This window comes from Rhizobium bangladeshense, from assembly GCF_001662075.1.
Taxonomy (GTDB): Bacteria; Pseudomonadota; Alphaproteobacteria; order Rhizobiales; family Rhizobiaceae; genus Rhizobium; species Rhizobium bangladeshense_B.
Genome location: NZ_LYPL01000015.1, coordinates 54370 through 68051, shown reverse-complemented (window position 1 = coordinate 68051; position 13682 = coordinate 54370). Strand labels below are relative to the sequence as shown.

The following is a 13682-nucleotide window of genomic DNA, read 5'->3' as shown; positions in this document are numbered from 1 at the left end:
TCGATGCTCAAGAATAGTAGGATTCTCTCTAGCAGCGCATGAACAAGGAGGCAAGAAACGGGACGCAAAGATGAATTCAACCCGGCGGATGAATATTGCTTTGCCCGTGGAACCGGCGAAGCACGTCGAGCATTGGCTGCGAACGCAAGTTGCGGCTACCTACGATGCTCATAAGGCAGCCCCCTCCAAAGCCAAGCCCGTCACCGAAGTCTGGAAGCGTCTAGAAGCGCGCATGGACGAAACCGATCAGGAGCAAAGGCAATACTGTGAAATATATTTTTGGCTTCGCTTCAATTTTACTTTTTACTGGAGTACATACGCAGAATTTACCCAAGAGTTTTCAGATAACATCGCTCCAATCCATCGAAAACAAGTGCCCAGCCTTCGGCAAAAGTTCGCCGGATGCCGCACTTGTATTTAAATGCGATGGAAACAGGCGAACCTTAAGGATCGCAAAGATACTTAGACTTGATGGCTCTTCGTACATGAAAGATCCAGATCCCCATGCAAAGGAGATCCTGCGAGATGTCGGCAAAATCATCAACGAAGATCTGAGTATAAAAAATCGACATCTAATGTTTTGCGATCCGACGGTAGATGCTCTCGGCAGATGCAAGGCCGTTTATATCCTCAGCGGCTCCAGGGATTTTGATGAGGCGGCTTTGGCGATAAACCCCAAAGACAATAAGATTGATAGCTTCTCGTACTTTCTGATCATCGCTTGGGAGCGAGGCAAATAAGAGGCGGATTGCCCCACCGCCGCCTAAGCCTTAGCCCAAGGTTCGGCCGCGCCTGCCGCTGGCTTCGTTCGTCACGCCGCAGCGACCTTGTCCCGGAGCGCTTCGTCCATGGCCGCCTGAAGCTGCTCCTGGGTGAACGGCTTCGTCATCCTGAGCATCCGGCCGAGCCCCTGGTCCTCGGTAAGCTCGACATAGCCGGACGCGAGGATTACTGGCAGGTTGGGGAAAGCTGCACGAAGGTGGCGCGCGAGCTCGGCGCCGGTCATGCCCGGCATGGCGTGATCGGTGATAACAAGATCGCACTCCTGTCCTCCGGCGAAGAATTCCAGAGCCTGGGAAGCCGATGCCGCTTCCCGCGGCAGGTGTCCAAGGTCCTCCAGCATCGCCACGGTTCCGGTCCTGACGAGCGCATCGTCGTCGACGACGAGAATGGCAAGCGACCGCGACACCGGCTTCACGGGTTCCGCGGCCGCCGGCACGACCGCCGGCTGCGCCTTGGTGAAGCTCTCGGCGACGGGCAGCCAGAGGGAGACGGTGGTGCCCTTGCCTCTCGCGCTCGAAATCTGGATCGAGCCGCCCGATTGCGCTGCCAGGCCATGCACCATCGACAGGCCGAGCCCGGTGCCCTTGCCGATCCCCTTGGTGGTGAAAAATGGCTCGGCGGCACGCAGGACCGTCGCCTCGTCCATCCCCTCGCCATCGTCCGAGACCGATATCTTGATGTAATTCCCTCCCGCAAGGCCGGTCGGCCGTGCCTCTTCCGCCGCCGCAGCGACCGTCACCGCACCGCCGCTTTCAAGCGCATCGCGCGCATTGACGAAGAGGTTGAGGAGCGCCAGCTCCAACTGATTGCTATCCACCAGCAGCGGCTCCAGATCCGCCGGGATGCGCTTTCGGATCTCGACGCGCGGACCGACCGCCTTGGCGAGCAGATCCTCGACGTTTTCAAACAGCCTGAGGAAGTCGACCGCCTGCGGCTTCAGCTCTTGTCGGCGGGCGAAGGCGAGCAGGCGCTGGGTGAGCGCCGTGCCGCGCTCGGCCGCCTGGATCGCGTTCGTCACCAGGCGTTCGCTGCGCTCATCCGCCGGCAGCCGCTTCTTCAGCAGGTTGAGGCTGCCGAGCACCGCCATGAGAAGATTGTTGAAGTCGTGCGCCACGCCGCCGGTCAAATGGCCGATCGTGTCGAGCTTCTGCGCTTCGAAGAGCTGTGCCAGCGCCTCCTCGCGCTCGCGCGTCCGCTGGTCGATCCGGTGCTCGAGTTCTTCATTCAGCTGACGCAACTGCGCCGCCGATGTTTCGAGCTCGGCGGTGCGCTGGTGCACCCTCGCCTCCAGCTCGGCATTCAGGCGTTCGAGTTCCCGCGTCTTCCTGTAGAGATCGGCAAAGACCCTGACCTTGGCCCTCAGCACCTCGGGCACGATCGGCACGGAGACGTAGTCGACGGCGCCGACCGCATAGCCGCGCAGCCGGTCAGGTTCGGCCAGCATGACGGCGGAGACGAAGATGATCGGCGTATTCTGATAGCGCGGGTGCTGCCGGATCATGCTGACGAGCTCGAATCCGTCCTGTTCAGGCATGCAGACGTCCACGAGGATCACGGCGATTTCAGTGCGCAGCAGGTGCTCGAAGGCTTCGCGGGCCGATTGCGCCTTGATGAGGTTTTCCTCGAGCTCTTCGAGAATGACTTCATAGCTCAGGAGCTTCGCGGGCTGGTCGTCGACGAGGAGGATGTTGACGGGGTTCATGGCCGGATCCTCAGCGGTGCAGCCACATGCGCAGTGCCGACAGGAGCTGCTCGGTGTTGACCGGCTTCGCCAGGTAATCCGACGCACCCGCCTCCAGGCATTTCTCCCTGTCACCCTTCATCGCCTTGGCCGTCAGCGCCAGGATCGGCAACCGCCGGAAGCGAGGCTCCGAGCGGATGACCTGCATCGTCTCATAGCCGTCCATCCCGGGCATCATGATGTCCATCAGCACGATCGCAACGGAGGGCTCGTTGTTGATGACGTCAATGGCTTCACTGCCGGTCGTAGCCGTCAGCACCCGCATGCCACGGCGCTCGAGCACGCTACTGAGGGCGAAGATGTTGCGGGCGTCGTCGTCGACGAGCAGCACGGTCTCGCCGACAAGATCCTCGTCCGAGCTGTGCAGTTCCTGCAATGTCGCCTGTTTTGCCGCCGGAAGATCGGCGACCACCCGGTGCAGGAACAACGCCGTCTCGTCGAGAAGCCGCTCGGGGGACTCGACACCCTTGACCACGACGCTGCGAGCCATGCTGTGGAGCGTCGCATCCTCCTCCGCAGAGAGCTCCCTGCCGGTGAAGACGACCACCGGCACCTCGCCGATCTCGACGTCGTCGCGTATCTGCTCCAGCACTTCGAAGCCCGACATGTCGGGAAGGGAAAGATCGAGCACCACGCAGTCGGCGGAATTGCGCCGCAAAGCGGCAAGCGCCTCGGATCCCGAGCCGACGCTGGTGATGTCGATGTCGTCATGTCCGAGAAGCGCAGTGACGCTCAAGCGCTCCGCCTCGTCGTCTTCCACGAGTAGCAACTGCTTGCGGCGCGGTTCGGCATAGGCTTTCAGGCGCGACAGCGCCTTGCCGAGGCCTTCGGGCGTCGTCGGCTTGCTCATGAAGGCGAAGGCGCCGCGCGTAAGTCCATGCTGCCGATCCTCGTCCAGACTGATGATCTGCACCGGAATATGCCGCGTCTGCGGGTTCTGCTTGAGCTGGCTCAGAACCGTCCAGCCGAGCATATCGGGCAGGAAGATATCGAGCGAGATCGCCGACGGCTTGTAATCCTGCGCGAGCGTCAACGCATCGCTGCCGCGCATCGCCACCAGCACCTTGAACCCGTTGTCGCGGGCGAGATCGACCAGGACGCGGGCATAATGCGCATCGTCCTCGACGACGAGCAGCACCGAGTCGCCGGCCTCAATCCGGTGACGGTCATCTGCAACGTGCTCGGCGGGCTTTTCGGCGCGGCGGCTTGCCGCCGCCTCGGCGAATTCTACGACATTCGCCGGCGGGACGGGCTTGGGTGCAACCGCACCGGCACCGACATAGGTCAGTGGCAGGTAGAGAACGAAGGTGCTGCCGACGCCGGGCGTGCTGCGCAGCTGGATCTCGCCGCCGAGCAGGTTTGCCAGTTCGCGGCTGATCGCCAACCCGAGGCCGGTGCCGCCATATTTGCGGCTCGTCGAGGCGTCCGCCTGCTGGAATGCCTCGAAGATGATACGCTGTTTTTCCGGCGGGATACCGATGCCGGTATCGACGACTTCAAAGGCGATCACCGACGGCGCATGCCGGAGCGAGGGGTGATCCGACGACCAGCCGCTCGTCGCCGATGCGACGCGAAGTGTCACGCCGCCCTGCGCGGTAAACTTGAAGGCGTTCGACAGCAGGTTCTTGAGGATCTGCTGGAGCCGCTTCGAGTCGGTGATAAGGCTCTTTGTGACATCGGCGCCGACCTCGACCGCGAAGGTCAGGTTCCGCGTCTCCGCCTCGTGCCGGAACGGTCGCGCCATCACTTCGAGCAGATTGTTGACGAAGATCTCCTCGGCATCGACCGAGACCGTTCCGGACTCGATCTTGGAGAGATCGAGGATATCGCTGATGAGGTTGAGCAGATCAGTGCCGGCGCCGTGGATCGTTTTTGCGAACTCGACCTGCTTGCCCGACAGGTTGCCGTCGGGGTTTTCTCCGAGCTGCTGGCCGAGGATGAGGATGGAGTTCAGCGGCGTGCGCAGCTCATGCGACATGTTGGCGAGGAATTCGGATTTGTATTTCGAGGTCAGCGCCAGTTCGGTCGCCTTTTCTTCCAGCGCCCGCCGCGCCTGCTCGATCTCCTGGTTCTTCGCCTCGACTTCGACGTTGCGTTCCTCGAGCTGCTGCGCCTTCTGCCCGAGCTGTTCGTTGGTCTGCTGCAGTTCGCGCTGCTGCGTCTGCAGTTCGGCGGCGAGCTGCTGGGATTGCTTCAGCAGGCCTTCGGTCTGCATGGTCGCTTCGATCGAGTTGAGAACAATGCCGATCGATGTCGTCAGCTGGTCGAGGAAAGAGAGCTGCAGCTCGGTGAATTCGCCGGCGGAGGCGAGTTCGATAACCGCCTTCACCTGCCCCTCGAAATGGACCGGCAGCACGATCGCGCTTCTCGGCAGTGTGGTGAACACGCCGGAACTGATCGGTACGACATTATCGGGCAGATTGGTGATGAGGATGCGGCGGGCATCGCTTGCGCATTGGCCGACGAGGCCCTGGCCGAAGTCGAGCCGCGGCGGATGCGCCGCCTCGCCCCCTTGCGCATAGACCGAAAGCAGCGACAGGAACGGTTGGCTCTCGTCGGCATCCACCTGGTAGATGACGCCCTGATGGGCGCCGACCAGCGGCGCCAGCTCCGACAGCAGCATCTTGCCGACCAGCGTCAGGTCACGCTGCCCCTGCAGCATGTTGGTGAAGCGCGCCAGGTTGGTCTTCAGCCAGTCCTGCTCGGTGTTGCGCTCGGTTGTGAGCCGCAAATTGTCGATCATCGTGTTGATGTTGTCCTTGAGCTCGGCCACTTCGCCGCGCGCATCGACCTTGATCGAGCGAGTCAGATCGCCCTTGGTGACGGCGGTCGCCACTTCGGCGATGGCGCGCACCTGCGTCGTCAGGTTGGCGGCGAGCAAATTGACGTTGCCCGTCAGATCCTTCCAGGTGCCGGCCGTGCCCGGCACGTTCGCCTGGCCACCGAGGCGGCCCTCGACGCCCACCTCGCGCGCCACCGTGGTCACCTGGTCGGCGAAGGTGGCAAGCGTGTTGGTCATGTTGTTGATGGTTTCGGCAAGGGCCGCGACTTCGCCCTTGGAGGCGACGGTGAGGTTCTGCTTCAAGTCGCCGTTCGCCACCGCCGTCACCACCTTGACAATGCCGCGCACCTGCTCGGTCAGGTTGGCGGCCATGACGTTGACGGTATCAGTCAGGTCCTTCCAGGTTCCGGCAACGCCCGGCACCTGCGCCTGGCCGCCGAGTTTGCCTTCCGTGCCGACTTCGCGGGCGACGCGCGTCACTTCGCCGGCGAAGGCGTTGAGCTGATCCACCATCGTGTTGATGGTGTTCTTCAGCTCGAGAATTTCCCCCTTCACGTCGACTGTGATCTTGCGCGACAGGTCGCCGCGCGCCACGGCCGTCGTCACCTCGGCGATGTTTCGAACCTGGGTCGTCAGATTGGCGGCGAGCAGGTTGACGTTGTCGGTTAGGTCCTTCCAGGTGCCGGCGACGCCGGGAACGACGGCCTGGCCGCCGAGCCGCCCGTCTGTGCCGACTTCGCGGGCCACACGCGTCACTTCGCCGGCGAAGGAACGAAGCTGGTCGACCATGGTATTCAGCGTGTCCTTCAGCAGCAGGATTTCGCCGCGCACGTCGACGGTGATCTTGCGCGACAAGTCGCCATTGGCAATCGCGGTCGCCACCTCGGCGATGTTGCGCACCTGTGCCGTCAGGTTGCCGGCCATCGAGTTGACGCTGTCGGTCAGATCCTTCCAGGTGCCGGCCACACCCGAGACCTGCGCCTGACCGCCAAGCTTGCCCTCGGTGCCGACTTCGCGGGCCACACGGGTGACTTCACCGGCGAAGGCGTTGAGCTGATCGACCATGGTATTGATGGTGTTTTTCAGCTCCAGGATTTCCCCCTTCACGTCGACGGTGATCTTGCGCGACAGGTCGCCGCGCGCCACGGCGGTCGTCACTTCGGCAATGTTGCGAACCTGGCCGGTCAAGTTTGAGGCCATGGAGTTGACGTTTTCAGTCAGATCCTTCCAGGTGCCGGCGACACCCGGCACCTGCGCCTGGCCGCCGAGCTTGCCTTCGGTACCGACTTCGCGGGCGACGCGCGTCACCTCCGAGGCGAAGCGGTTGAGCTGATCCACCATGGTGTTCAGCGTTTCCTTGAGTTCGAGGATTTCGCCCGAGACCGACACTGTGATCTTCTTCGACAGGTCGCCATTGGCGATGGCGGTCGAGACTTCGGCGATGTTGCGCACCTGCGCCGTCAGATTGCCGGCCATCGAGTTGACGCTGTCGGTCAGGTCCTTCCAGGTGCCGGCGACGCCGAGCACATTCGCCTGGCCGCCGAGCCGCCCCTCGGTACCGACCTCGCGGGCGACGCGCGTCACCTCGCCGGCAAAGCCGTTCAGCTGGTCGACCATCGTGTTGATGGTCTCCTTCAGCTCCAGAATTTCGCCCGAAACCGGGACTGTGATCTTCTTCGACAGGTCGCCCTGGGCGACCGCGGTCGCGACTTCGGCAATGTTGCGCACCTGGCCGGTGAGGTTGGAGGCCATGGAATTGACGCTGTCGGTCAGGTCCTTCCAGGTGCCGGCGACGCCGCGCACATTGGCCTGGCCGCCGAGCCGGCCTTCGGTGCCGACTTCACGGGCGACGCGTGTCACCTCACCGGCAAAACCGTTCAGCTGGTCGACCATCGTGTTGATGGTTTCCTTCAGCTCCAGGATTTCGCCCGAAACCGGGACGGTAATCTTCTTCGACAGGTCGCCATTGGCGATCGCGGTCGAAACCTCGGCGATGTTGCGCACCTGCGCCGTCAGGTTGCCGGCCATCGAGTTGACGTTTTCGGTCAGGTCCTTCCAGGTGCCGGCGACGCCGCGCACATTAGCCTGGCCGCCGAGCCGGCCTTCCGTGCCGACCTCGCGGGCGACGCGCGTCACTTCCGAGGCAAAGGCGTTCAACTGATCGACCATCGTATTGATGGTTTCCTTCAGCTCGAGGATTTCGCCCGAGACCGAAACGGTGATCTTCTTCGACAGGTCGCCATTGGCGATGGCGGTCGAGACTTCCGCGATGTTGCGCACCTGCGCCGTCAGGTTGGAGGCCATGGAATTGACGTTGTCGGTCAGATCCTTCCAGGTGCCGGCGACGCCCGGCACCTGCGCCTGACCGCCGAGCCGCCCCTCGGTACCGACCTCGCGGGCCACGCGCGTCACCTCACCGGCGAAGCCGTTGAGCTGATCGACCATGGTGTTGATGGTTTCCTTGAGCTCCAGGATTTCGCCCGAAACGTCGACGGTGATCTTGCGCGACAGGTCGCCGCGCGCGACCGCGGTCGTCACCTGTGCGATGTTGCGCACCTGGGCCGTCAGATTGCCGCACATGGCATTGACGCTGTCGGTCAGGTCCTTCCAGGTGCCGGCGACACCCGGCACCAGCGCCTGGCCGCCGAGCTTGCCTTCGGTGCCGACCTCGCGGGCCACGCGCGTCACTTCCGAAGCGAAGGAGCGCAGCTGGTCGACCATGGTGTTGATCGCTTCCTTCAGCTGCAGGATTTCGCCGCGCACGTCGACGGTGATCTTCTTGGAAAGGTCGCCGTTGGCAACGGCGATCGTCACTTCGGCGATGTTGCGTACCTGTGCCGTCAGGTTCGACGCCATCGAGTTCACGCTTTCGGTCAAGTCCTTCCAGACGCCGGTCACCTCGGACACCTGCGCCTGGCCGCCGAGCTTTCCGTCGGTGCCGACCTCGCGGGCGACACGCGTCACTTCCGAGGTGAAGACGCTCAGCTGCTTGATCATTGTGTTGACGATATCGGCCGAGCGCAGGAATTCGCCCTTGAGCGGCCGACCGTCGACATCGAGCGGGACGGTCTGCAACAGGTCACCCTTGGCGACCGCGGTGATCGTGCGCGTCACCGCCGTCGTCGGCCACAGGAGATCGTCGATCAGGCCGTTGATCGATCCTTCCATCTCGGACCAGGACCCGTCGGAAAGGCCGAAGCGAACCCGTGTGCTCGTTCGCCCGTCGCGGCCGACGACCTGGCCGACATGTTCGAGCTGCTGGGCCATGCGCTGATTGGCGGCAATAATGTCGTTGAGGGCGTCGGCGATCTTGCCGGTGATGCCGGTGAGATCAGAGCGCATTCGCACGGAGAAATCACCGCGCCTGACCGCGACCAGAACCTCGAGAAGCGCGCTGGCGTCATCGAACGCCATGGTTTTGTGATCGTGCCCATTGAGGCTCTCTACCGCGGCGTTGTCACGCGCGAATTCGCTGGTTTGGTTGCTCACGAAAATCCCCCTCTTCGACGACTGGTAATTTAGTGCTCAACTTAGAAAATGGTATGGGCCATCCCCGGTAGAGCTTATCATGATTTAGTATTCAAAATGAACTTAATAGCTGCATAAACCCAAAGCCCTGTACGAAGCCGACTTTGCCGTTTTTCGCGCAGGCTGGAACCGTTCTCCGCCGGCTGTCGTTTCCGTCCTGACAATGGAGAGCGACATGTCGAACGTCTCGAAGACCGGCAAGGAAGAGATCAACAACGCGACCAGCCCGACTACCTTTGGACAATCGGTCGAAAGCCACGCGCAGATCCAGGATGCGGCGGCGGAAGCCTCGCCCGATGCCGGCGATGAAATGCTCAACATCTACCGGCTGGAACCGATCGCCGCCCCCGACGATCCGAGATGGGACAATGCCCCCGGCCATGGCATCGTTGTCGTCGCCGCCAGAACGCCTGGCGATGCCAGGATCGTCGCCGCGGCGCGCGAGCTCGATTTCATGGAAGTGGATGCGGCGCCCGCCGAGGATGTGACGACGGCCAATGCCAGTGCCTTCCGCGATGACAAGCTCTATACTGTCATCGAGATCGACCGGAACAGGCGCGATATCAAACGCGGTATCGTCGAGGGTACGGTCTCGGTCGACACGATCCGGTCGGTTGAACCGGATTAGAGCCCGCCTCTTTCATTGGAGTTCTCATGAATACCGCCAATCTGCAGCTTAAGGGCCTGATCATGGCGATGGCGTCCATATGCGACGCGATCGTCGAGAAAGAACTGCTCACCCGCCAGGAACTCAATGCCGCGCTGTCGAAAGCCATGAAGGCCATTGAGGAAGACGACGATCACGAGCTTTCGGACGCCAACCGCGCTGCGATCCTGTTTCCTATCCGTGTCTTGCAGCTTGCCGAGCAGGCCGCCGGGAAAGGCGAGCAGCGAACTTTTTCGGACTATGCCAAGCTCGTGGGAAAGCTGAGCTGAGCATGTTCGAGGGAGGCCGGGCCGGCTGCGGATCCACCGCGGGCCGAGCACGCACGTCGCAGCTTGGCGGCGTTCCGAGGAACCCCCCACGCGATCCAGGCGTTTCTTGAAATGTTGAGATGTTCAGCGCCGCACCTCTTCGAAAATCCTTGTTGCAATTCAGTCGCAATTGCAGAATAGATAGATACAAGGCTCATCAGCAGTAATTGCAAATGCGTCGCATTTATATCGGTGAACTTGTTATCGGCCGTCGCTGCGTGTGCCGAACGGTTGATGGGGCAAAAGAAGGGAATATTCATGCTTAGTGGCCTAAGACGCAGAGTCCTAACCGGCATGGTGGCCGTTGCCGCACTCGGCCTGATGGCCGGCGGTGCCGCCGCGCAGGAGAAATTCAAAGCGGTGACCACCTTCACCGTCATTGCCGACATGGCAAAGAACGTTGCCGGCGATGCCGCGATCGTGGAATCGATCACCAAGCCCGGGGCCGAGATCCACGGCTATCAGCCGACGCCGGGTGATATTCAGCGGGCTCAGGGCGCCCAGATCCTCTTGTCGAACGGCCTCAATCTCGAGCTGTGGTTTCAGAAATTTTACCGGAACCTGAAAGATGTTCCCGACGTCGTGGTCTCCACCGGCGTCCAGCCGATGGGCATCAGCGAAGGCCCCTATAGCGGCAAACCCAATCCGCATGCCTGGATGTCGCCGAAGAACGCGATCATTTATGTCGACAACATCCGCGACGCCTTCGTCAAATACGATCCTGAGAATGCCGAGGTCTACAAGGCCAACGCCGATGCCTACAAGAAGGAGATCGAGGCGACCATTGCGCCGATCCGCGAGAAGCTGGGTACCATCCCCGAGGATAAGCGCTGGCTTGTATCGAGCGAAGGGGCCTTCTCTTATCTCGCTCGCGACGTCGGCTTGAAGGAGCTCTATCTGTGGCCGATCAATGCCGATCAGCAGGGCACGCCGCAACAGGTCCGCAAGGTCGTCGATGCCGTCAGGGCCAATAATATCCCTGCCGTGTTCAGCGAGAGCACGGTGTCGGACAAGCCGGCCCGGCAGGTCGCCCGTGAAACCGGCGCCCATTATGGTGGCGTGCTCTATGTGGACTCCTTGAGCGAAGCCGACGGCCCCACGCCGACCTATATCGACCTGCTGCGGGTCACCTCCGACACCATCGTCAAGGGTCTTGCCGAAGGCCTGTCGCAATGAACGCGATTGCTTCCCCCGTTTCACCCGCGTCTTTGAATGCGGGGGCTGGCATTTCCGTAAGGGATGCCACGGTCACGTATCGCAACGGCCACACGGCGTTGCGCGACGCCAGCTTCCAGACACCCACCGGCACGATCACAGCACTCGTCGGCGTCAATGGTTCCGGCAAGTCGACGCTGTTCAAGGCAATCATGGGCTTCGTGCGCCTCGCCAGGGGCGAGATTTCGGTGCTCGGCATGCCGGTCGCACAAGCGCTGCGGAAAAATCTAGTCGCCTACGTGCCGCAATCGGAAGAGGTCGACTGGAATTTTCCGGTGCTGGTCGAAGACGTCGTCATGATGGGGCGCTACGGCCATATGGGGATGATGCGAATACCGAAAGCGGCCGACCATGACGCGGTGTCCAAGGCACTTGGCCGCGTCAACATGAGCGAATTCCGCAAGCGCCAGATCGGTGAGCTTTCCGGCGGCCAGAAGAAACGCGTTTTCCTCGCTCGCGCGTTGGCGCAAGACGGTCGCGTCATCCTCCTCGACGAACCCTTCACCGGCGTCGATGTCAAGACCGAAGAGGCCATCGTCAAATTGCTCCGCTCACTGCGTGACGAAGGCCGGGTGATGCTGGTCTCTACGCACAATCTCGGCAGCGTGCCGGAATTCTGCGATCGCACGGTGCTGATCAAGGGCACGGTACTGTCCTACGGACCGACGGACGAGACCTTTACGCAGGAAAACCTCGAGAAAACCTTCGGCGGCGTGCTTCGCCATCTCGTCTTGAATGGCTCCGGCGGCAAGTCATATCCCGTCGGCATCCTCACCGACGACGAGCGGCCGCTGGTTCTGCGGGAGGGCAAGCTGCCTACGCCTGTCCCGGCGGACGAAACCGGAGAGCAGGGCTAATGGCCGCCATTCTCGAGCCTTTCACCTATGACTACATGCTGAACGCCATGTGGGTCTCGGCTCTTGTCGGTGGTGTCTGCGCCTTCCTCTCCTGTTACCTGATGCTTAAGGGCTGGTCGCTGATCGGCGACGCACTTTCGCATTCCATCGTGCCGGGGGTCGCCGCCGCCTATATGATCGGACTTCCCTTCTCGATCGGCGCCTTCTTCTCCGGCGGCCTCGCCGCCGCAGCGATGCTGTTCCTCAACCAGCGCACCAAGCTGAAGGAGGACGCCATCATCGGCCTGATCTTCTCCTCCTTTTTCGGGCTTGGCCTGTTCATGGTGTCGCTGAAACCGACTGCGGTGAACATCCAAACGATCGTGCTCGGCAACATCCTTGCAATCACGCCCGAGGACACGCTCCAGCTTGCCATTATCGGCTTCGTTTCGCTCGCCATCCTGCTGGTGAAGTGGAAGGACCTGATGGTCGTCTTTTTCGACGAGACCCACGCCCGTTCGATCGGGATCAATCCGACTCGGCTGAAAATCATGTTTTTCACGCTGCTGTCGGCCTCGACGGTCGCCGCACTCCAGACCGTCGGCGCCTTTCTGGTCATCTGTATGGTGGTGACGCCGGGCGCGACGGCCTACCTGCTGACCGATCGTTTCCCGCGGCTGCTTGTCATCGCTGTCGCGATCGGAGCGGCGACCAGCTTCGTCGGCGCCTATGTAAGCTATTTCCTCGACGGCGCGACCGGCGGCATCATCGTTGTTCTCCAGACGCTGATCTTCCTTGCCGCCTTCTTCCTGGCGCCCAAACACGGCATGCTGGCAAGCCGGCGCAGAGCCGCGCAAGCTCTGGAGGCATCCCCATGAACGGTCTCACCGTCCTCCTGGCGCCGTTCCAGTTCGATTTCATGATCAATGCCCTGATCATCTCGGTGCTGATCGCTATCCCGACTGCGTTGCTGTCCTGCTTCCTTGTGCTCAAGGGCTGGGCGCTCATGGGGGACGCCATGAGCCATGCCGTATTCCCAGGCGTGGTCATCGCCTATATCCTCGGCTTTCCCTTAGCGGTCGGCGCTTTTGCGGCCGGGATGGTCTGCGCGCTTGCCACCGGTTTTCTGAAAGATAACAGCCGCATCAAGCAGGACACGGTGATGGGCATCGTATTTTCGGGCATGTTCGGGTTCGGCCTGGTCCTGTATGTGAAGATCCAGTCCGAGGTACATCTCGATCACATCCTCTTCGGCGATATGCTCGGCATCGGCTTTCGCGACATCGTCGAGACCGGAGCCATTGCGGCGCTGACGGCCATCATCATCGCCGTCAAATGGCGTGACCTGCTGCTGCACGCGTTCGACCCGGCGCAGGCGAGAGCGGTCGGGCTGAAGGTGAACCTGCTTCACTACGGCCTGCTCTGCCTGATTTCATTGACGATCGTGGCAGCGCTTCGCTCGGTCGGCATCATTCTCGCCATCTCGCTGCTGATTGCACCAGGCTCCATCGCCTATCTGCTGACGCGCCGCTTCAGTACGATGCTCGCTTTTTCGGTCGCAATCGCGGTGATCACGGCTTTTGCAGGCGTCTATCTCTCCTTCTTTATCGATAGCGCGCCGGCCCCGACGATCGTACTTCTGTTCGGGATCGCCTTTATTGGAGCCTTCCTCCATGCCACGCGCAAGGCCGCACGGATCGAAACCCAAGAGGCAAGCTGAAGATGAACGACCGCCTGCCTCCGGAACGGAGCCTGCGCCCGCCGCATGTCCGGTGCTGTCGATTTTTGCGATAAGTTGATTCAATCGGTCTTGTTTTCCGGC

9 protein-coding genes are annotated in these 13682 nt (G+C 61.7%); 7 read left to right on the top strand and 2 right to left on the bottom strand.

The features are described 5' to 3' along the window. Window positions 1-266 precede the first annotated feature (266 nt). Entirely contained in the window at window positions 267-740 is a 474-nt protein-coding gene (locus A7X77_RS33195) for a hypothetical protein (RefSeq protein WP_156668155.1), read from the top strand. Between the two features lie 71 nt (window positions 741-811). Here the strand turns inward: A7X77_RS33195 and A7X77_RS25055 are convergent, their stop codons facing one another. Together A7X77_RS25055 and A7X77_RS25050 are read right to left on the bottom strand one after the other, a co-directional pair. Then, the gene (locus A7X77_RS25055; RefSeq protein ID WP_064685544.1) at window positions 812-2485 is read right to left on the bottom strand and encodes a response regulator; all 1674 of its coding nucleotides are present in this window, start codon (window positions 2483-2485) and stop codon (window positions 812-814) included. A gap of 10 nt (window positions 2486-2495) precedes the next feature. Further along, complete coding sequence (locus tag A7X77_RS25050; protein ID WP_064685543.1) at window positions 2496-8795, bottom strand: HAMP domain-containing protein; 6300 nt, start codon at window positions 8793-8795, stop codon at window positions 2496-2498. Window positions 8796-8997: 202 nt separating this feature from the next. Between A7X77_RS25050 and A7X77_RS25045 the strand changes: the two genes are divergently transcribed. The 6 genes from A7X77_RS25045 (at window position 8998) to A7X77_RS25020 (ending at window position 13580) form a co-directional block, all read left to right on the top strand. After that, window positions 8998-9462: a hypothetical protein gene (locus tag A7X77_RS25045; protein WP_197486889.1), complete on the top strand. Its 465-nt coding sequence runs from the start codon at window positions 8998-9000 to the stop codon at window positions 9460-9462. Between the two features lie 26 nt (window positions 9463-9488). After that, window positions 9489-9770: a hypothetical protein gene (locus A7X77_RS25040; protein WP_064685541.1), complete on the top strand. Its 282-nt coding sequence runs from the start codon at window positions 9489-9491 to the stop codon at window positions 9768-9770. A gap of 297 nt (window positions 9771-10067) precedes the next feature. Next, window positions 10068-10985, top strand: a complete 918-nt coding sequence (locus tag A7X77_RS25035) for a metal ABC transporter substrate-binding protein (RefSeq protein WP_064685540.1) — start codon at window positions 10068-10070, stop codon at window positions 10983-10985. Further along, window positions 10982-11881 (top strand): manganese/iron ABC transporter ATP-binding protein, encoded by a 900-nt coding sequence (locus A7X77_RS25030; protein WP_064685539.1) that lies wholly within the window; start codon window positions 10982-10984, stop codon window positions 11879-11881. Before A7X77_RS25035 ends, A7X77_RS25030 begins: the two co-directional genes overlap by 4 nt. After that, the gene (locus A7X77_RS25025; RefSeq protein ID WP_064685538.1) at window positions 11881-12738 is read left to right on the top strand and encodes a metal ABC transporter permease; all 858 of its coding nucleotides are present in this window, start codon (window positions 11881-11883) and stop codon (window positions 12736-12738) included. The genes A7X77_RS25030 and A7X77_RS25025 overlap by 1 nt, the downstream gene beginning before the upstream one ends. Then, window positions 12735-13580 (top strand): metal ABC transporter permease, encoded by an 846-nt coding sequence (locus A7X77_RS25020; RefSeq protein WP_064685537.1) that lies wholly within the window; start codon window positions 12735-12737, stop codon window positions 13578-13580. The genes A7X77_RS25025 and A7X77_RS25020 overlap by 4 nt, the downstream gene beginning before the upstream one ends. Window positions 13581-13682 lie beyond the last annotated feature (102 nt).